This is a genomic window from Salipiger bermudensis, assembly GCF_017309175.1.
Lineage (GTDB): Bacteria > Pseudomonadota > Alphaproteobacteria > Rhodobacterales > Rhodobacteraceae > Salipiger > Salipiger bermudensis.
This window is the reverse complement of record NZ_JAEKJV010000001.1, coordinates 212,720-232,182: the sequence shown is the minus strand read 5'-3', so window position 1 is coordinate 232,182 and position 19,463 is coordinate 212,720. Positions and strand designations below refer to the sequence as shown.

The 19,463-nt window shown below is 68.1% G+C and carries 18 protein-coding genes; 9 read left to right on the top strand and 9 right to left on the bottom strand.

The features are described from left to right. Position 1: 1 nt before the first annotated feature. Positions 2-433, top strand: coding sequence for a cyclophilin-like fold protein (locus JF542_RS01170; RefSeq protein ID WP_207074419.1), 432 nt, complete (start codon positions 2-4; stop codon positions 431-433). Positions 434-670: 237 nt separating this feature from the next. Next, complete coding sequence (locus JF542_RS01165; RefSeq protein WP_207074418.1) at positions 671-1,285, top strand: glutathione S-transferase family protein; 615 nt, start codon at positions 671-673, stop codon at positions 1,283-1,285. Positions 1,286-1,426: 141 nt separating this feature from the next. Here JF542_RS01165 and JF542_RS01160 read toward each other — a convergent pair whose 3' ends face one another. From JF542_RS01160 to JF542_RS01135, 6 genes are read right to left on the bottom strand one after another with little or no spacing between them, the layout of a single operon-like run. After that, positions 1,427-2,734 (bottom strand): TRAP transporter large permease, encoded by a 1,308-nt coding sequence (locus JF542_RS01160; RefSeq protein WP_007792478.1) that lies wholly within the window; start codon positions 2,732-2,734, stop codon positions 1,427-1,429. Continuing rightward, on the bottom strand, positions 2,734-3,240 hold the full coding sequence (locus JF542_RS01155) for a TRAP transporter small permease (protein WP_207074417.1): 507 nt from the start codon (positions 3,238-3,240) through the stop codon (positions 2,734-2,736). Before JF542_RS01155 ends, JF542_RS01160 begins: the two co-directional genes overlap by 1 nt. Before the next feature lie 60 nt (positions 3,241-3,300). Next, positions 3,301-4,302: a TRAP transporter substrate-binding protein DctP gene (gene dctP / locus JF542_RS01150; RefSeq protein ID WP_207074416.1), complete on the bottom strand. Its 1,002-nt coding sequence runs from the start codon at positions 4,300-4,302 to the stop codon at positions 3,301-3,303. 55 nt (positions 4,303-4,357) lie between these two features. Next, positions 4,358-4,942 carry a 3-isopropylmalate dehydratase small subunit gene (leuD, locus tag JF542_RS01145; protein WP_207074414.1) on the bottom strand — a complete coding sequence of 195 codons (585 nt, stop codon included), beginning with the start codon at positions 4,940-4,942 and terminating at the stop codon, positions 4,358-4,360. Next, a complete protein-coding gene (leuC, locus tag JF542_RS01140) occupies positions 4,942-6,333 on the bottom strand; it encodes a 3-isopropylmalate dehydratase large subunit (protein ID WP_207074413.1) in 1,392 nt (463 codons plus the stop codon). The genes leuD and leuC overlap by 1 nt, the downstream gene beginning before the upstream one ends. Further along, positions 6,333-7,139 carry a GntR family transcriptional regulator gene (locus JF542_RS01135; RefSeq protein ID WP_207074412.1) on the bottom strand — a complete coding sequence of 269 codons (807 nt, stop codon included), beginning with the start codon at positions 7,137-7,139 and terminating at the stop codon, positions 6,333-6,335. The genes leuC and JF542_RS01135 overlap by 1 nt, the downstream gene beginning before the upstream one ends. Before the next feature lie 117 nt (positions 7,140-7,256). On the opposite strand from JF542_RS01135, the gene JF542_RS01130 reads away from it, so the two are divergent. The 7 genes from JF542_RS01130 (at position 7,257) to JF542_RS01100 (ending at position 15,440) form a co-directional block, all read left to right on the top strand. Beyond that, the gene (locus JF542_RS01130; RefSeq protein WP_207074411.1) at positions 7,257-7,814 is read left to right on the top strand and encodes a tautomerase family protein; all 558 of its coding nucleotides are present in this window, start codon (positions 7,257-7,259) and stop codon (positions 7,812-7,814) included. Next, positions 7,814-9,508 carry a hydantoinase B/oxoprolinase family protein gene (locus tag JF542_RS01125; protein ID WP_207074410.1) on the top strand — a complete coding sequence of 565 codons (1,695 nt, stop codon included), beginning with the start codon at positions 7,814-7,816 and terminating at the stop codon, positions 9,506-9,508. The genes JF542_RS01130 and JF542_RS01125 overlap by 1 nt, the downstream gene beginning before the upstream one ends. After that, positions 9,505-11,565: a hydantoinase/oxoprolinase family protein gene (locus JF542_RS01120; RefSeq protein ID WP_207074409.1), complete on the top strand. Its 2,061-nt coding sequence runs from the start codon at positions 9,505-9,507 to the stop codon at positions 11,563-11,565. Before JF542_RS01125 ends, JF542_RS01120 begins: the two co-directional genes overlap by 4 nt. A gap of 3 nt (positions 11,566-11,568) precedes the next feature. Continuing rightward, complete coding sequence (locus JF542_RS01115) at positions 11,569-12,186, top strand: cysteine hydrolase family protein (RefSeq protein WP_207074408.1); 618 nt, start codon at positions 11,569-11,571, stop codon at positions 12,184-12,186. Then, entirely contained in the window at positions 12,183-13,049 is an 867-nt protein-coding gene (locus JF542_RS01110; protein WP_207074407.1) for an isocitrate lyase/PEP mutase family protein, read from the top strand. Before JF542_RS01115 ends, JF542_RS01110 begins: the two co-directional genes overlap by 4 nt. After that, entirely contained in the window at positions 13,042-14,406 is a 1,365-nt protein-coding gene (locus JF542_RS01105; protein ID WP_207074406.1) for an FAD-dependent oxidoreductase, read from the top strand. The genes JF542_RS01110 and JF542_RS01105 overlap by 8 nt, the downstream gene beginning before the upstream one ends. 89 nt (positions 14,407-14,495) lie before the next feature. After that, positions 14,496-15,440 carry a LysR family transcriptional regulator gene (locus JF542_RS01100; RefSeq protein WP_207074405.1) on the top strand — a complete coding sequence of 315 codons (945 nt, stop codon included), beginning with the start codon at positions 14,496-14,498 and terminating at the stop codon, positions 15,438-15,440. 6 nt (positions 15,441-15,446) lie between these two features. On the opposite strand, the gene JF542_RS01095 is transcribed toward JF542_RS01100, so the two are convergent. The 3 genes from JF542_RS01095 to JF542_RS01085 all read right to left on the bottom strand — a co-directional run bounded on the left by JF542_RS01095 (position 15,447) and on the right by JF542_RS01085 (position 19,445). Next, positions 15,447-16,733, bottom strand: coding sequence for a flavin-containing monooxygenase (locus JF542_RS01095; RefSeq protein WP_207074404.1), 1,287 nt, complete (start codon positions 16,731-16,733; stop codon positions 15,447-15,449). A gap of 153 nt (positions 16,734-16,886) precedes the next feature. Beyond that, complete coding sequence (locus tag JF542_RS01090) at positions 16,887-17,204, bottom strand: hypothetical protein (protein ID WP_007792511.1); 318 nt, start codon at positions 17,202-17,204, stop codon at positions 16,887-16,889. Positions 17,205-17,366: 162 nt separating this feature from the next. After that, positions 17,367-19,445 (bottom strand): bifunctional sulfate adenylyltransferase/adenylylsulfate kinase, encoded by a 2,079-nt coding sequence (locus JF542_RS01085; protein ID WP_207074403.1) that lies wholly within the window; start codon positions 19,443-19,445, stop codon positions 17,367-17,369. Positions 19,446-19,463 lie beyond the last annotated feature (18 nt).

The following is a 19,463-nucleotide window of genomic DNA, read 5'->3' as shown; positions in this document are numbered from 1 at the left end:
CATGACGACCCACCCCAACCGCCGCGCCGTTCTGGCGGGCGCAGCGGCAACGCTGATGATCCCAGCCGTCGCCCGCGCACAGCCGATGCGCATGAGGTTCAGCTTCGACGACCAGCAGGTGACCTACCAGCTGTTCGATAATCCGACCACGCGCGACCTGGTCTCGATGCTGCCCGCCGAACTGGAGATCGAGGATTTCTCCAACAACGAGAAGATCGTGCACCTGCCCCGCCGTCTCGACGAGGGCGGGTTCGAGGCGTTCAGCGACGAGACGCCGGGGGATCTGTGCTACTTCCTTGGCTGGGGCAACCTCGCGCTGTTCCACGGCGACTACACCTTCCGCGACGACCTGATCCGGCTGGGCCATCTAGAGGGTGCCGTGGCCCCCCTGCTGCACAAGGGCACCTATCCCGTCCGGATCGAGATGATCTGAACAGGGCCCATCTGTTCAGGGCCCAGGCACGGCCACCATCTGCGCGAAGCGGTCCAGCACCGCGTCCTGAAACGCATGGTCCGAGACCTTGGGGTCGGGGCGCTGACGGTGAGGGCGGCAGCCATTGTCGGTGGAACTTGCCGAGCCACATCTGAAGACCGACGACGGGTGCATGACGAAGCTGTTGACTCCGCAGGGCGTCCGCGCACCTTGGAGCGACACCGCCGAGGAGCGCCCATGACCGACCTTCATCTCTACGGACATCCCGACAGCGGCCACGCCTGCAAGGTCGCTCTGGCGCTCTCGCTGGCCGGCCTCGCGCATCGCACGACGCGGATCGATATCTGGGCCGCGCCCGAGACCCGCCCGGCGAACTTCCTTGCCGTCAGCCGCCTCGCGGAGGTGCCGGTTCTGGTGATCGACGGCACGCCGGTTTTCCAGTCCGGGGCGATCCTCATGGAACTGGCACAGCGCTTCGCGGTGCTCGGCGGTGACACGCCCGAAGGGCTGCGCCGCGGCCGCGAGATCCTGATGTGGGAGGGCAACCGCATCGGCCTGTGCCTGCCGCAGCTCAAGGAGGCACGGCGCATCGGCAGCGGCGGCCTTCCGCCCGATGTGATCGCCTGGCTCACCGCACGCTTCGAGGTCGACCGGAACAATTTCGACCGGCTTCTGGGCGCGGCCGAATTCCTGCACGGCGCGGCTCCGGGCATCGGCGATTGCGCCGTCTGGGGCTATGTGCAGTGGCTCGAGGAGGCCGGCGTCACGCCCTCCGACAAGATGCGGCGCTGGCGCGAGGCGATGCGCGCGCTGCCGGGCATGAAGGCGCCAGAGGCCTTCTTTCCGTCCTGAGGTTCCGGACGCCCCTGCCCAGCCGTCCGGCCCTTTGTGCGCCTAGTCTCGGCGCGGCAACCGAAACCGGCCGGCCAACGCAAAACCGCCCGGCGGGTCCGGGGACCGGCCGGGCGGATCTTCCGTGTCAGAGAGACGGCCTCAGAGCCCCGGCAGCCAGAGCGCCAGCCCGGGGAAAGCCACGAGGATCAGCACCAGAAGCAGTGAGCAGCCGATGAAGGGCAGCGCCGACATGTAGATCTGGTGCATCGTGGTGCCCGGAGGCGCCACGCCCTTCATCACGAAGAGCAGCAGGCCGAAGGGCGGCGTGGTAAAGCTGATCTCGAGCCCGAGTAGCATGATCAGGCCGAACCAGATCGGATCGAAGCCCATCTGCGCCGCCAGCGGGAAGAAGATCGGCACGGTGAGCAGCATCATCGAGATCTGCTCCATGAACATCCCGAGGATCAGCAGCACGCCGAACATCACCGCCAGCATCGCCAGCGGCGCCAGCTCGAAGCCGGTGGCCCAGTTGATCAGCCCGCGCGAGCCGCCCGAGAACGCCAGAAGCTGGCTGAACGTGGCCGAGCCGAAGACGATGAGATAGGCCATCAGCGTCACGCGCAGCGCGCCCTTCACCGACTTGACCATCGCGTCGAAGCTCAGGCAGCGGAAGATCACCGCGAGGATCAGCACGCCCAGCGCACCGAAGGCGGCGGCCTCGGACGGGGTGAAGACCCCGGCCACCATGCCCCAGACGGTGAACACCATCACCGACATCATCGGCAGGATGTCCTTGGCGATCAGCTTGAGCTTCTCGCGACCGGCGAGCGGCGCGACGTCGTAGGCCGGCGCGGCGTCAGGGTCGATCCTGGTCTGCGCCCAGATCAGCACGATGTAGAGCCCCGCCAGCAGCACGCCCGGGATCACGCCGGCGAGCAGCAGCTGGCCCACGTCGATCTGCGCCAGCGTCGCCAGCAGCACCGCCAGCGCCGAGGGCGGGATGATGATCGCCAGACCGCCAGTACCGAGGATCGGCCCGATGGACATGTGCTTCTTGTAGCCGCGCTTGCTCATCTCGGGCACCATCAGGCTGCCCAGCAGCGCGGTCGAGCCCATCGACGAGCCCGACAGCGTCGAGAAGCCGGTCCCGCCGATCACGGTGACGTAAGACAGGCGGCCCGGCACCCGGCCGAGCAATCGATCGATGGCGTTGAACATGCGCTCGCCAAGCCCGGTGTAAAAGAAGATCTCGCCCATCAGCAGGAACAGCGGGATCGGCACCAGCGAGAACCGCGTCAGCGCGCCGAAGCCGTTGTCGAGCAGCTGGCTGATGCCGTTCATGCCGCCCATGAACACGTAGGCCCCGGCGATGTTGGAGGCGAGGAACGCCAGCGCCACCGGCATGCCAAGGGCCATGAGGCCCATGATCGTGCCCAGCAGAAGGGCCATGGCCCAGTACCATTCCATCATTCGTGGATCCCCGCCTGACCCGAGAGCAGCATCCGCGGCCCAAAGGCGAACCGGGCGAATTCGATCGCCATGAATCCGAAGCTGATCGGGAAGGCCAGCGTCAGCATCCATTTCGGCGTGTAATAGGCGCGCACGTCGTAATCGTTGCGCGAGAGGTTCTTGGCCACGAGCTCGGCGCCCTTCCATGCCAGCACCACGCAGACCAGCACGCAGAGCACCGCGACCAGCCGGCTCACGAAGCGCTGACCCGCGGGCGAGAGCGCCGCGGTGAAGAGCTCGATATGCACATGGCCCTTCTCGCGCACCAGCCACGGCGCGCCGAGCATGGTCATGTAGAGCAGACCGTATTCCAGCGAGGTGAACAGCCACGCGAAGGGCTGCAGGCCGAGGTTGCGCATGGTCACCGAGACGATGATCGAGACCATCATCCACAGCAGCAGCAGACCGGAGAGGATCGCCATGCCGGTCAGCATGTTGTCATAGGCCCGTGTCAGGGACTGCATGGGTCTTGCCTTTCAGGGAAGAAGGCGGCGCGGCCCGCAGCGGGACCGCGCCGGGGAACATTACTCGCTGTCGTCGTAGAACAGGTCGACCAGCGTGTCGTAATTGCCGGCGCCCGAGGGATGCGCGCTCATCAGCTCCTGCATGCGCTCGAGCGTCTCGCCGCGCGCCGCGGCAAGGTAGTTCTCGGCCGCCTCGCCCTTGAGGGTGACGACCTGCATGCCCTGCTCTTCCAGCGCGGCGAAATCCTCGTCGCGCTTCTCCCCGAGGGCTTCGGCGGACTCGGCCTCGTGGGCGATGGCAACCTCGGTAAGGATCTGGCGCGACTCGTCCGAGAGGCTCTCCCACTTGTCGAGGTTCACGATCACGCCCAGGTCGGTCGAGAAGAAGCACGGCTCGATGCGGTAGTTGAGGAACTCGTTCCACTTCAGGTCGATGAGACCGATCTGGGTCCAGCCGGTGGCATCCACCACCCCGCGTTCGAGGCCCGAGTAGACATCGGTGGTCGGCAGGTCGATCACCTGCGCGCCGAGATAATCGCTGAAGAAGGCGTTGTAGACCGCGTTGCCACGCAGCTTCAGGCCCGAGACATCGAGATTGCCGTCGGCGTCGAGGCTCGGCTCGTTGCGGGTCCAGAGGTTGTAGCACACGCCGCTGTCGAACCAGCCGAGGTACTTCACGCCCATCTTTTCCTGATGGATCTCGTCGATCAGATCGATGCCGCCATTCTCGCGCGCCACCGGCGCGGCGATGTTGGCGGTCACCAGCGCGTCTTTCTCGGGCACGGTGCCGGCATAGAACGAGCCGGGGGTGTAGACCATGTCGACCACGCCGTTGCGCACCGCGTCGGGCTGCTGGAACATGCCGATGGCCTCGGGGCCGCCGCGCACGTCGATCTGGATGACGCCCTCGCCGGCCTCGTTGACCTTGTCGACGAAGCTCAGGAAGCTCTGGGTGTAGATCAGCGTTTCGGGGAAGGCATGCACGGCCGAAAGCCGGTCTTCCGCCAGCGCGGTGGTGGCCAGCAGCATCGCGGCTGCACTGGCGAAGAAGGTGGTCTTCATGAGAATCTCTCCCTGTAAGGTGCCGGTCCCCCGGCGATTGAAAGCGGACCCGGGCTTAGGCTGACGGCCAGGCCCAGGCGTGATCGGCCTTCCGTCTGTCGCGGAAGTTCCGGATATCCCCCGCATGGGCGCGGGTGAGGTCGATGTCGTCCCATCCGTTCATCAGCTTGGCCTGCGCCGTCTCGGACAGCGCAAAGTTCAGCTCCTGCCCCGCCACGCTCAGGCGGCGGCTGACAAGATCGACGCGGGCGGGTGCTGCGCCCTGCCCGATGGCCGCGCGCAGCGCCGCCGCCTCGGGCGTGGCGACCGGCAGCAGCCCGTTGTTCACCGCGTTGCCGGCGAAGATGTCGGCAAAGCTCTCGGCCACGACGACCCGGATGCCGGCATCGACCAGCGCGTAGACCGCCGCCTCGCGCGAGGAGCCGCAGCCGAAGTTCGGCCCAGCGATCAGCACGCTGGCCCCGGGATGGCGGTCGAGCGGGAAGTCCGCGTCGTCTTCGCGCAGATCATGCAGCAGGAAGCGGCCATAGCCCTCGGCCCGGCTGGCGGACATGAACCGCGCCGGGATCAGCTGATCGGTGTCGACGTCGCGGCGGTCGAGCACCACCGCCTCGCCCTCATGTGTGGTCCAGCCCGCCATCAGCCTCGTCCCTCCAGCAATGGCCGCACATCGGTGAGCGTACCGGTGACGGCGGCGGCCGCGACCATTGCCGGACTCATCAGGTGCGTGCGCGCGCCCTTGCCCTGCCGGCCGCGGAAATTGCGGTTGGTCGAGGAGGCGCAGCGCTTGCCGGGTCCGACGAGATCGCCGTTCATACCGACGCACATCGAGCAGCCGGAGCCGGTCCATTCCAGCCCCGCCTCGATGAAGACCTTATCGAGCCCCTCCTGCTCGGCCTGCTGCTTGACCAGCATCGAGCCCGGCGAGACCAGCCCGGGGACCTTGGCCTTGCGCCCCTTGAGCACGGCTGCGGCGGCGCGCAGGTCGTCGATGCGGCCATTGGTGCAGGAGCCGAGGAAGACCTGATCCACCGGCGTGCCCTCGAGCGGGCGGCCCGGCGTCAGCCCCATGTACGCCATCGCATCCCGCGCGGCCTCGGCCTGCGTGGGGTCAAGGCGTGCCGGATCGGGCAGGCTGGCGCCGATGGGCAGCGCCTGATCCGGCGTCGTGCCCCACGTGACCGTGGGGGCGACCTCGGCCATGTCGAAGCTCACATCGCGGTCGAAGCTGGCGTCGGTATCGCTGCGCAACGTCTGCCAATAGGCCTCGGCCGCGTCCCAGTCGGTGCCCGAGGGCGCCATCGGGCGGCCCTTCACATAGGCCAGCGTCACCGCGTCGGGCGCCACCATGCCGAAGCGCGCGCCGCCCTCGATCGACAGGTTGCACAGCGTCATGCGGCCTTCCATCGACAGTGCCCGTACCGCCGATCCGGCATATTCCACAGCGTGTCCCGTGGCGCCGCCGGTACCGAGCTGCGAGATCCAGTGCAGCGCCATGTCCTTGGCGGTCACGGCAACACCCGGCTCGCCCTCGAAGCGGATGCGCATGGCGCGCGGCTTGGCCTGCCAGACGGTCTGGGTGGCCAGCACATGGGCCACCTGCGTCGCGCCGATGCCGAAGCCCAGCGCGCCAAAGGCACCATGGGTCGAGGTGTGGCTGTCGCCGCAATTGATCAGAAGCCCCGGAAGGGTCAGCCCCTGCTCCGGCCCGATGACATGCACGATGCCCTGCCGCGGATCGCGCAGCCCGAAGAGTCGAATGCCGTGGCGGGTACAATTGGCCTCGAGCCGCTCGAGCATCACCGCCACCTGCGGGTTGTCGATACGGTCGCGGTTGCGCGTCGGCGCGTAGTGATCGGCCACGCCGAAGGTCAGCTCCGGCTCGGCCATCTCCAGCGCGCGCTCGGCGAGCTTGGCGAAGGCATGGTGCGAGCCCTCGTGCACCAGATGCCGGTCGACCCAGAGCAGCGACTGGCCGTGCTCGGCCTTGATCTCGTGCGCGGCCCAGAGCTTGTCGAGAAGCGTTGCCATCAGCCCTGTCCCTCCGTTTCGCCCTGCCGCTGGTCGACCACCGGCTCCCAGTGGCGCATGGCGCTTTCACCGACCCGCGAGAGCGACATTTCCAGTTCGAAGAGGTCGGGCCGGTAGAGCGCTGCGAGGTATTCCACCGCACGCCCGTCGCCATCCCGCACCACCCGGCGCAGCGACAGCAGCGCCGCGCCCACCGACACGCCCAGCGCGTCGGCCACGTCCGGCCCGGCCAACGTCGCCCCGACCCGCTGCGAGGCGGATGACACCCGCACGCCCGAGCGCTCGAGCAGCTGGTAGAGCGGCACGTTGGCGAGATCGGCCTCAGAGTAGTTCGCCGCGATGTCCTCGGGCACGAAGGTGGTGAGGTGCGAGAACGGCGCCTCGCCCGCCAGACGCACGCGCACGGCGCGCTGCACCCGGTGGCCATCGCCAAGCCCCATCGCCTCGGCCACGTAATCGGGCGCGGCGCCGTAGGAGAATGACAGCAGCCGGGCGCTGTGCTGGCCCATCTTGACGATCTGCGGAATCAGCGTCGCCATGTCGGCGGACATGGTCTCGGGCTGCACCGCTTCGCGGACCCGCGTGCCGCTGCCGGCGCGGCGTTCGATCAGCCCGTCGTCGTCGAGCGCGTCGAGCGCACGGCGAACCGTCACCCGGCTGACCCCGTGCATCTCGGCGAGCTTCTGCTCCCCCGCGAGGGCCGAGCCCGCGCCGTACACGCCCGAAAGGATATCGTCGCGCAGCAGGAGATAGACCCTGCGGGCCTTGCCACCTTCCGGCAATGTCTGGCGATGCTGATCGGTCATTTTCCACTCCTTGAGACCCGACCCTACGCAATGATTTTACAAAATCAATAAATTTGTCTTTTCTGATCCTCAAAATCTGTATTAGAAAAAATACAAGTCAAACAGGAGGCACCTCTCATGCCGATCGTGCAGATGCACCTCATCGAAGGCTATGACGGCGACACCAAGCGCCGTCTCGGCGAAGCCGTCACCGACGCGATCGGCACGGTGATCGCCGCCCCGGCCGACGCGGTCACGGTGATGATCTCGGAGCATACGGGCGAGGATTACATGCGTGGCCGGATGCGCCGCAGCCCGGCGCCCGCCCTGCCCGATCCCTGCGCCATCGTGCGCGGCTACCTTGTCGAGATGGAGGCCCGCGCGCTCGACGCCGCGCGCGCCCGGCTCGGCGAGGGCTTCACCATGCGTTTCCCCGGCGCCGCGCCGATGACCACGCTGGACGAGCTGATCGAATGGTCGCGCCCGCGCTACCGCTTCGTCAAGAAAGTCATCGAGAGCGTCGACCTCGCCGCCGCTCCCGGCCCCTCGATCGTCTACGTCACCGGCACGCTCTACGGCGAATGGCCCGACGGCACGCCTTTCGAGGGCATCCGATTCATCGACCGCTTCGAGCTGACGGACGGTCTCATCACAAGACAGGACGTCTGGAACGACATCGCAGAGGAGCGCCCCTGATGCCCAGCCCCGAAATCGACCCGATCACGCTGGCGGTTCTCTCCGGCCGCATGGAGCAGATCGCCGACGAGATGGACGCGACGCTGTTCCGCTCGGCCTTCAACCCGATCATCGCCGAGGCGCATGACGCCAGCCACGGCATCTACCACGCCACCACCGGCGACACGCTGGTGCAGGGCAAGTCGGGCCTGCCGATCTTTGTCGGCGTGATGTCCTTTGCGGTGAAGGCAGTGATCGACAAGTTCGGCGACAGCGCCGAGGACGGCGACATCTTCATCTTCAACGACGCCCATCTCGGCGGCACCCATCTCAACGACATGCGGGTGATCCGCCCCTATTACCACGAGGGCAAGCTGTTCTGCTGGCTGGCCTCGGTCGGGCACTGGCACGACCTCGGCGGCGGCGCGCCGGGCAACTACAACCCAGCCGCCAAGGACGCCTTTCAGGAGGCCTTCGTCCTGCCGCCCGTGCGGCTGGCAAGCAAGGGCGAGATCAATCAGGACGTCATCGACATCCTGATGCGCAACACCCGGCTGCCGCAATCCGCCGAGGGCGATCTCAACGGCCAGCTCGGCGCGCTTGATCTTGGCGTCAAGCGCATGGGCGAGCTGCTGGGCGAATATGGCGGCGGCACCGTCGCGGCGGCGCTCTCGGCGCTGTCGGACCGGGCCGAGACGCTGATGCGGGCCGAGCTCGCCACCCTGCCCGACGGGCGCTGGGAGGCCGAGGATTTCCTCGACAATGACGGCATCACCGACGAGGCGCTGCCGATCAAGGTGGCGCTGGAGATCAAGGGCGAGCGGATGGTGCTTGATTTCGCCGGCACCGCACCGCGCTGTCAGGGCCCGGTGAACATCGCCCTGCCCACCGCCGTGGCGACCGCCTACGTGGCGATCAAGCACATCTTCCCCGACGTGCCAGCCAACGCCGGCGTGATGCGCCCGATCGACGTGCGCATCCCCGAGGGCTCGCTGCTGGCAGCCGAGTTCCCCGCCCCGGTCGGCGGCTACACCGAGACCATCATGCGGATGATCGACGTGATCTTCTCTGCCGCCGCGCAGGCCGCACCCGAGCGGGTGGTCGCCAATGCCTATGGCACGATCAACGCGCTCGCCATCGCCGGACGGCGCTCGAACGGCAGCCCGTGGGTGATGTTCTCGTTCTACGGCGGCGGCCATGGCGGCTCGCCCGAGTCGGACGGGCTGAACCACGGCAACGCGCCGATCTCGACCGCGACGATCCCGCCGATGGAGATCCTCGAGGCCGCCTACCCGGTGATGTTCAGGCAATGGGCCCTGCGCCCGGACAGCGCAGGCCCCGGCCAGCATCGCGGCGGGCTCGGCGCGGTCTACGAGATCGAGGTGCTCGAAGAGAACGGCGCCGAGGTCTTCCTCTTCGGCGAGCGCGGGCGCTTCGCGCCCAAGGGCGTCGCGGGCGGCGGCGAGGCGGCGCTGAACCATTTCGAGTTCCAGACCGACGAGGGCTGGGACAGCCCGCCGCTGGCGTCGAAGATGCGCGGCATCCAGCTGACGCAGGGGCAGTCAGTGCGGCTCGAGACCCCGGGCGGCGGCGGCTACGGCGCCCCCGAAGACCGCGCCCCCGAGAAGGTGGCGGGCGACGTCGCCAAGGGCTTCCTCAGCGAGGCCGAGGCGGACAGGATTTACGGAACTAAGTGGAAGGAGGTGCGGGCATGACGGACCGGTCTCAGGTCATCGGCGTCGACGTGGGCGGCACCTTCACGGATGTCTTCGTGGTCGACGAGGCGGCGGGCACCGCCCGCGTCGCCAAGGTGCCGACCACGCGGCCCGACCAGTCGGGCGGCTTTCTCGACGGCATCGGGCGGCAGGTCGAGGATCTCTCGACCGTGCAGGCTGTGATCCACGGCACAACCGCCGGCACCAACGCCCTGCTCGAGCGCAAGGGCGCGCGCATCGGCGTGATCACCACCGAGGGCCTGCGCGACGTGCTCGAGATGCGTCGCCGGGATCGGCCCCGCACCTGGGGCCTGCGCGGCGAGTTCGAGCCCGTGGTGCCGCGCGAACTGCGCCTCGAAGTGCCCGAGCGCACGCTGGCCGACGGCACCATCCGCACCGAGGTCGATCTCGACGTGGTGCGCACGGCGGGCCGGCAGCTCATCGAGGCCGGCGCGCAGGCGGTGGCGGTGCTCTTTGCCAACAGCTACGCCAACCCCGAGAACGAGGCCAAGGCGGTCGCCGCGTTGCGCGAGATCTGGCCCAACGCGCATGTCTCGGCCTCGTCCGAGATCCTGCCCGAGATCCGCGAATACGAGCGCTTCTCGACCACCGCGCTCAACGCCTACCTTCAGCCCGAGGTGTCGGGCTATCTCGACCGGCTCGACAGCGCCCTGCGCGACGGCGGCTTCGGCTCCGAGTTCCTCATCGTGCAGTCGAACGGCGGCGTAATGGATGTCGACACCGCCTGCCGTTTGCCGGTGCGCACCGCGCTTTCCGGCCCTGCGGCGGGGGTGATCGCGGCGGCGCATATCGCCACCGAGGCGGGCTTTCCCGACATCATCACCGGCGACATGGGCGGCACCTCCTTCGACGTGTCGCTGATCGCCGGAGGGCAGTCGATGCTGGCCCCAGAGACCTCGGTCGATTTCGGCATGACGGTGCGCGCGCCGATGATCGAGATCACCACCATCGGTGCCGGCGGCGGCTCGATCGCCTGGGTCGACAAGGGCGGTCTGCTCAACATCGGACCGGAAAGCGCGGGCTCCACCCCCGGGCCGGTGGCCTACGGGCAGGGCAACACCCGCCCCACGGTGACCGACGCAAACGTTGTGCTGGGCCGCATCGACCCCGAGAACCCGATCGGCGGAAAGCTCGAGCGGCTCGATGTCGAGGCCGCCTCCCGCGCCATCGACGAACACGTGGGCACACCGCTCGGCCTGTCGACCACCGAGGCCGCCGAGGCGATCCTGACGGTCGCCAACTCGCGCATGGCTGGAGCGATCCGCCTCGTCTCCATCGAGCGCGGCTTCGACCCCAAGCGCTTTGCCTTCATGCCCTTCGGCGGCGGCGGCGCGCTGCACACTGGCGCGATGCTCGCCGATGTGGGGCTCGGCAGTGCCATCGTGCCGCGCTATCCCGGCGTGACCTCGGCCATGGGCTGCGTCATCGCCGACATGCGCCACGATTTCGTGCAGACCATCAACGCCACGGTCTCGAGCCTCGACCGTGAGGCGCTCGGGCGCTTCATGCAGGACCACGCCGACAAGGGCAGCGCCATGCTCGACGCCGCCGCCACCCGCTTCGAGGCCCGCGAGCTGCGCTTCGAACTCGACATGGCCTATCTCGGCCAGACCCACACGGTGCCGGTGGCGCTCGAGGTGAGCGTCGAGGGCGGCACCGTCATCCCGCCCACCGCCGAGCAGATCGCCGAGGCCTTCGAGGCGGCCTATCGCTCTGCCTATGGCCGCACGCTCCCCTGTGGCGTGCAGCGGGTTATGAACCTGCGCAGCGCGGTGATCGGCAAGCGGCCTAAATTCGACCTCGCCACGCTGGCGCCGCAGGGCGGCAGCGTCGAGGCGGCGCGCAAGGGCACGCGGCAGGTGCATTTCGGCACCGCCTGGCACGAGACCACGATCTATGACCGTCTCGCGCTGCCGGTCGGCGCCGAGGTTGAGGGCCCGGCGATCCTCGAGCAGGCCGACACCACCGTGCTGCTCGATCCGGGCCTGAAGGGCCGGGTCGACGCCTATGGCAACACCATCATCACGAGGACCTGACCCATGGCTCACGGACCGATCGACCCGACACGCACCGCTCTGCTGACCATCGACCTGCAGAACGACTTTCTCCACCCCGAGGGCGCCTATGGCCGCGCCGGCCAGTCCGCCGAGCCCATCGCCGCCCTGCCCGAGCGCATCGCACCGCTGCGCGACGCGCTGCGCGCCAAGGGCGGCACCTATATCAGCGCCCAGTTCACGCTGGTGCCCGGACCCAAGGACGAGCCGCTCATCGCGCCGCATCTCAAGGAACTGCGCCCGTTCCTCGGCAAGGGCGATTTCGCTCCCGGCAAGTTCGGCCACCAGCTGGTCGAGACGCTGGCCCCGGCCGATTACACCGTAGAGAAGGTGGCCTATTCCGCCTTCTACCAAAGCCGGCTGGAATACATCCTGCGGGCACTGGGGATCGACACGCTGATCATCGGCGGCATCGTCACCAATGGCGGCGTCGCCTCGACGCTGCGCGACGCGCATCTGCGCAATGTCGACACCGTCCTGCTGACCGACGGCTGCGCCGCCTTCCGCCCCGAGGTCCATGACGCCACGCTGGTCTCGCTGGGCTCGCTCGGCTCGCAGAAGACCTGTGCCGAGGTCAACGCCGAACTGGAGGCGTTGTCATGAGCCTGCGCACACGTCTCAACGCCCCCGAGATCCTCGTCGCCCCCGGCGTCTATGACGGGCTGACCGCCGCGATGGCGCAGCAGGCCGGGTTCGAGGCGGTCTACCTCTCCGGCGCCGCGGTCGCCTATACCCGGCTCGGCCGGCCCGATATCGGGCTGACCACCGCCAGCGAGATGGCCGACACAATGGCGCTGATCGCCGACCGCATCGACGTGCCGGTGATCATCGACGCCGATACCGGCTTCGGCAATGCGCTCAACGCCCAGCGCACCATGCGGGTCTACGAGCGCGCCGGCGCAGCGGCGCTTCAGGTCGAGGACCAGACTTATCCCAAGCGCTGCGGCCACCTGAAGGACAAGTCGCTGATCCCCTCGGCCGAGATGGCCGGCAAGATCGCCGCCATGGCCGATGCCCGTGCCAGCGATGAGACGCTGATCATCGCCCGCACCGACGCCATCGCGGTCGAAGGAATCGACGCCGCCATGGCCCGGGCCGAGGCCTATATCGAGGCTGGCGCCGACGCGCTCTTCATCGAGGCGCCGCGCTCCGGCGACGAGCTGCGGCTGGTGGGCGAAACCTTCGGCAAGCGCATCCCGCTGCTCGCCAACATGGTCGAGGGCGGCTTCACGCCGATTTCGAACGCCAGCGATCTCGAGGCGATGGGCTTTTCCATCGTGATTTTCCCCGGCGGCATCGTGCGGGCCCTCGCGCGCACCGCGCAGGACTACTACGCCAGCCTGCACGCCAACGGCTCGAACCGGCCCTTCGCCGAGCGGATGTTCGATTTCGACGGGCTCAACGAGGTCATCGGCACGCCCGAATTGCTGGCCTCGGGTCAGAAATGGGAGCCCCGTGATGGCTGAGATCGCTCCCACCCCCGATGCCTTCGACATCGAGGTCGGGACGCTGATCGTCGGCGCCGGGGCCTGCGGCCTGATCGCCGCTCTGGCCGCCCACGAGGCCGGGCAGGAGGTGCTTGTGATCGAGGCCGACCCGGTGCCGCAAGGCTCGACGGCGCTCTCGGCAGGGCTGATCCCCGCTGCCGGCACCGCGTTGCAGGCCGAGGCGGGCATCGCAGACGATGCCGCACGCTTCGCCGACGACATCCAGGCCAAGGCCAAGGGCGAGAACGATCCGGCGCTGGTCGCGGCGCTGGCGGAGGGCTCGGCGGGGGTGATCGATTGGCTCAGCACGCGCTACGGCCTGCCCTTCTCGGTGGTGAGCGATTTCGACTATCCCGGCCATTCACGGCGGCGGATGCATGGGCTGCCAAGCCGATCCGGCGCCGAGCTGATCGACCGGCTGCGCGCCACCGTCGAGGCGCAGGGCATCGACCTGCTCTGCGGACGCCGGGCAGAGATCCTCTACCATGAGGGCCGCACCGTCACCGGTGCCGGGCTGCGCGCGTCCGACGGCACGCTCGAGACCGTGGGCTGCGCCAAGCTGGTGCTGGCCTGCAACGGGTTCGGCGGCAGCCGCGACAAGGTCGCCGCGCACATGCCCGCGATCTCGGACGCGCTGTGGTTCGGCCACGAGGGCAACCGCGGCGAGGCCCTGGACTGGGGTGCGGCGCTTGAGGCCGGCACCCGACATCTCGGTGCTTACCAAGGCCACGGCAACGTGGCGCATCCGCACGGTATCCTGATCACCTGGGCCACGATCACCGAGGGCGGCATCCAGGTGAACCGCGAGGGAAAGCGGTTCTGGAACGAGGCGCAGGGCTACTCCGAGGCGGCACGCGTGGTTCTGGCCCAGCCCGGCGGCGAGGCGGTGACGATCTTCGACGCCCGCATCGCCGGCATCGCGCGCCAGTTCGAGGATTTCCGCAATGCAGAGGCGCAGGGCGCGGTGCGCAGCGCCGATACGCTCGAGGAGCTCGCAGCACAGCTCGATCTGCCCGCCGACGCCCTGCACGCAGAAATGAGCGCGATCACCCCCGGTGAGACCGACCGCTTCGGCCGGCTCTGGGGCGAAACCCGGCTGGCGCCGCCCTATTGCGCGGTGCGTGTCACCGGCGCGCTGTTCCACACGCAGGGTGGGCTCGTAACCGATGGCTCCGGGCGGGTGATGGCGACAGATGGCACGCCCTTCCCCAACCTCTTCGCCGCCGGCGGTGCCGCCTGCGGCGTCTCGGGCGCGAGCGACAGCGGTTACCTCTCCGGCAACGGACTTCTGGCAGCAGCGGTGCTGGGCCGCGCGGCGGGGGCGGCGGCGCTCTGAGCCCCACCCGCACCAGCGTACATTGAGACCGGCACACACGCCGCGCTTTCGGCTTGCCCCGCCCCGGCGTCCGGGAAAGACTCGCCGCCATGAGATACACGCTGCGCCAGATCGAGTACTTTGTCGCCACCGCCGAAGCCGGCTCGATCACGCTGGCGGCAGAGCGCATCCATGTCTCGCCGCCCTCGATCTCGGCGGCGATCTCGCAGCTCGAGGCCGAGCTTGGCGCGCAGCTCTTCCTGCGCAGGCACGCGCAGGGGCTGTCGCTGACCCGCGTCGGGCGCGAGCTTCTGGTCGAGGCCAAGCAGCTGCTCGATCAGGCGCAGAAGCTCTACCAGACGGCCTCCGAGGCTTCGGACACGGTCGCGGGGACGCTGTCGCTTGGTTGCCTGCTGACCTTCGCGCCCATGGTCCTGCCGGCCATCGCCCACAGCTTCACCAGCGCCTTTCCCGGCGCGCAGGTGCTGCCCGATGTGGCCGATCACGAACGCCTGCTGCACCGGCTGGAGCGCGCCGAACTCGACATCGCACTCAGCTACGACCTGCACCTGCCTGACGGCTTCAGCTTCACGCCGCTGGCTGGGCTCGCGCCGTTCGCGATGCTTGCCGAGACCGATCCGTTGGCCAAGCTGCCCGAGGTGACGCTCGAAGAGCTGGCCGCACGCGACCTGATCCTGCTCGACCTGCCGCTCTCGCGGGATTATTTCCTCTCGCTCTTCGCGCGAGCGGGCCTGAGCCCGCGCGTCTCGGCGCGGCTGCAGCAGATGGATGTGATCCGCACCATGGTGGCGAACGGCTTCGGCTACACCATCGCGAACATCCGACCGAAGTCCCGCCACGCACTGGACGGGCGGGCGGTCGTGCGGGTGCCCATCGCTGGTGATCAGCAGCCGCTGCGGCTGGGCCTTGTGCGCGTCGCGCGGCAGGAGCCGACGCGGCTTCTGCGCAGCTTCATGGAGCATTGCACCCGCGAGATCTCGGACAGCCACATCCCCGGCATGGACGCGCCGCCCGCAGCCGTGCGCCCCGCCTGAAGCGCGTCAGCCCGCCTGTGCGACCGCCGGCGCCCGGCGCCGGGCGGCGTCGTCATAGGCGGCATAGCTTGCCTGGATCGCGATCTGGTCGGCGACATGGCGGGCGTCATGCCAGACGCCCCAGATGAAGCTCGACCCACGCCGCGACTGCCAGGGCAACCCGAGGAAGTAGATGCCCGGCTCTTCCGAGACCCCGCGCTGATGGCGGGGCACGCCCTTTTCGTCGAACGTGTCGACCTCGAGCCAGCCGTAATCGACCGCGTAGCCTGTGGCCCAGATCACCGAGGCAATGCCCTCCTCGTCCAGATCCAGCGCGGTGACCGGGTTGGTCAGGCAGTCGGGCTCGGGTCCAAAGACCCGCGCCTCCGGCTCCTCCGGCAGGTCGAGCCCGTTGCGCGCGACATAGGCATCGGCCTCGTCGAGCAGGGCAAGGTAATTTTCATCGCCGCGCCGCACCTGCAGCGCCACATCATCGGCAAAGCGCAGCGTGCCGCCCGCCTCCGAGAGTGTCCGCCCGAGCAGCGTGATGCCTTGCGCCGCAAGCCTTCGGAAATCCACCGTCTCGCCGCCGCGCGCGCCGCTCACCGCGATGGTGACATGCTCGCGGCCGGGCTCCTGTGCTGCGAGGTCCCATTTGCCGAGCACGCCCAGCCACCAGACGAAGTCGCGCCCGCGGTAGCGGCGCGGCGGTCGGTCATGCGGCCCGACCGAGAGGTAGACCTTGCGCCCCGCACGCGACAGCTCGTCTGCGATCTGCACGCCGGACGAGCCCGCGCCCACCACCAGCACCGCCCCCTCGGGCAACTGGCCGGGATTGCGATAAGCGTTGGAATGGATCTGATGCAGGCTGTCGCGCGCGGCGATCACGTCCGGCATCACCGGGCGCTGAAACGGCCCGGTCGCGGCGACCACGTTGCGGGCCTCGATCGGCCCGTCCGAGGTCTCGACCCGGAAGCCCCGCCTGCCCTCGAGCCGACGCACCGAGGTGACTTCGACGCCACAGCGCAGCGGCGCGCCGATCTGCTCGGCATATTGCACGAAGTAGTCGGCCACCTTCTCTTTCGGGATAAAGGCCTCGCCATCACCACCGGGGAAATCGAGGCCGGGAAATCGGTCATGCCAGGCCGGTCCGTTGGCGACCAGGCTGTCCCAGCGCTCCGAGCGCCAGCGCTCGGCGATGCGGGCGCGCTCGAGCACCAGATGCGGGATGCCGGCGCGGCCCAGATGCTCGCTCATGGCGATCCCAGCCTGCCCGCCGCCGACCACCAAGGTGTCGATTGTCTCGAGTGTCATCCGCGCGTCCTCTCCTGTGCCGTGGCGCTGCTGCGCCCGAATATCTCGGCCCCCGTGATACGGAGAGGAATGGCTTCGGAAAATGACAATCTCCCGCAGCGTTGCTTCGGAAAATCCTATCCAGAGACCGCCAGACCCGGCAAGGGCGGCAGGTCAGCGCCGAAGAAGGCCCCGCAGTTCGGTCTTCTTTTGCGAGTCGCTATAGTCGCCGTGGATGATGGCGCGCACGCGGCCCCATTTCTCCGGCGGGATGCTGGCGGGGTCGGTGCCCGGAAGCAGGAAGACCACCTGCTGTTGCTCGCCGGTCGTGAGCTCGTTGGGCCGTCCCATGCTCATCGCGAGTCGGTCCCCCGCCTTGATGGTCGTGCGGTCGCCCGCCGCGGGCTCGTCGATGCGGCCATGATTGCGCGCGGCCTGCGCAACACCGGCCACCGTCACCGCGGCGGCGAGGAGAATGATGAAGAGTTTCATGGGCAGGCTGCCTTTCCGTCGTTTGTCCCGAGGATAGCCCAACGGGCGTGACGAGCAAGCCGAGCCGCGCGCGGCATCGGAGCATTCCCGCCGCAGCCGACACGTGAAAAGGGCCACGCGCGGTGTCGCGCATGGCCCCGGTTCCTCTGGCGGAAAGCTGGCTCAGTGGCCGGCGATCAGGCCCATGCTCTCGAGCTTCAGGATCACCTGATGCGCGCAGTTGTCAACATCGGTGCCCTCGGTCTCGACCCGCAGCTCCGGGTTGGCCGGAACGTCGTAGGGATCGGAGATGCCGGTGAACTCCTTGATCTTGCCTTCGCGGGCCAGCTTATAGAGGCCCTTGCGGTCACGACGCTCGCACTCTTCGATCGTGGTCGCCACGTGCACCTCGATGAAGGCACCGAACTGCTCGATGTCCTCGCGCACCGCGCGGCGGGTGGCCGCGTAAGGAGCGATGGGCGCGCAGATCGCGATGCCGCCGTTCTTGGTGATCTCGGACGCCACATAGCCGATGCGACGGATGTTGAGGTCACGGTGCTCTTTCGAGAAGCCCAGCTCGGAGCTGAGGTTCTTGCGGACGATGTCGCCGTCGAGCAGCGTCACCGGACGGCCACCCATCTCCATCAGCTTGGTCATCAGAGCGTTGGCGATGGTCGACTTGCCCGAGCCCGAGAAGCCGGTGAAGAACACGGTGAAGCCCTGCTTCGAACGCGGCGGCTTGGTGCGGCGCAGCTCGGCCACAACCTCGGGGAACGAGAACCACTCGGGGATCTCGAGGCCTTCCTGAAGACGACGGCGCAGCTCGGTGCCCGAGATGTTCAGGATGTTGACGCTGTCCTTGTCGGCGATCTCGTCGGCGGGCTCGTACTGGGCACGCTCTTCGACGTAGACCATGTGTTTGAACGGCACCATCTCGATGCCCATCTCTTCCTCATGCGCCTTGAACAGCTCCTGCGCGTCGTAGGGACCGTAGAAGTCCTCGCCGGCGGAGTTCTTGCCCGGGCCCGCGTGGTCGCGGCCGACGATGAAGTGGGTCACGCCGAAGTTCTTGCGGATCAGGCCGTGCCAGACCGCCTCGCGCGGGCCGGCCATGCGCATGGCGAGCGGCAGCAGCGACATCGAGGTGGTCGAGGCCGGGTACTTGTCGAGCACCGCCTCGTAGCAGCGCACGCGGGTGAAGTGATCGACATCGCCCGGCTTGGTCATGCCGACGACCGGGTGGATCAGCAGGTTGGCCTGCGATTCACGGGCGGCGCGGAAGGTCAGCTCCTGGTGGGCGCGGTGCAGCGGGTTGCGGGTCTGGAACGCCACCACCTTGCGCCAGCCGAGCTTGCGGAAATAGGCGCGCAGCTCGTTGGGCGTGTCGCGGCGGGCGCGGAAATCGTAGTGCACCGGCTGCTGGATGCCGGTGACCGGGCCGCCGAGATAGATCTTGCCGGCGTGGTTGTGCAGGTAGTTGACCGCCGGGTGCGCGTCGTCATCGGCGCCGAAGACCTTCTCGGCTTCCTTGGACTTGTTCGGCGCCCACTTGTCGGTCACGGTCATGGTGGCGAGGATCACGCCTTCCTGATCGCGCAGGGCGATGTCCTGACCGATCTCGATCTTGTCGGCGAAGTCTTCCTTGACGTCGAGAGTGATCGGCATCGGCCAGAGCGTGCCGTCGGCCATGCGCATGTTGTCGACCACGCTGTCGTAGTCCTCTTCACCGAGGAAGCCCTTCAGCGGGTAGAAACCGCCATTCATCAGCAGCTCGAGGTCGCAGATCTGGCGCGGGGTCAGATCGTGCGAGGTCAGCTCGCCGGCTTCGACCTTGAGCTTCTGGGCGCTGTCGTACGAGACGAACAGCTCGGGAATGGGAGCGAGATTGTTCTGCATGAATCTGGTCCTGTTAGTGGAGGGAACGTAGCCGCTGGCGGTCCCGGTCAGTTCGGCGTGAAGCGCCTGGTACTCGAGGAACTTCCGCGCCAGAAAGCGGTCCGTGAGCCGGGCCTTTTCAGCCGCACCGCGCGAAGTCAGGGAATAGGCGAAGCGCTGGCGCCGGTCCGGCCCAGAGCGTTCGCTGATGGTGATGAACCCGGCTTCGGCTGCGGCCCGAAGCTGCGCATTGAGACGCCCCAGAGACACGCCGATAGCCGAGGAGATCTCTCGCTGCGATGCGTGCGGCGCCACGTCAACGTGACGCAGCAGCCGGAACAGCGGGCCTTCCTCATCGGTAATCGGTTTTGCACCAGGGGTGGACATAAATAGACGACTCAAAGT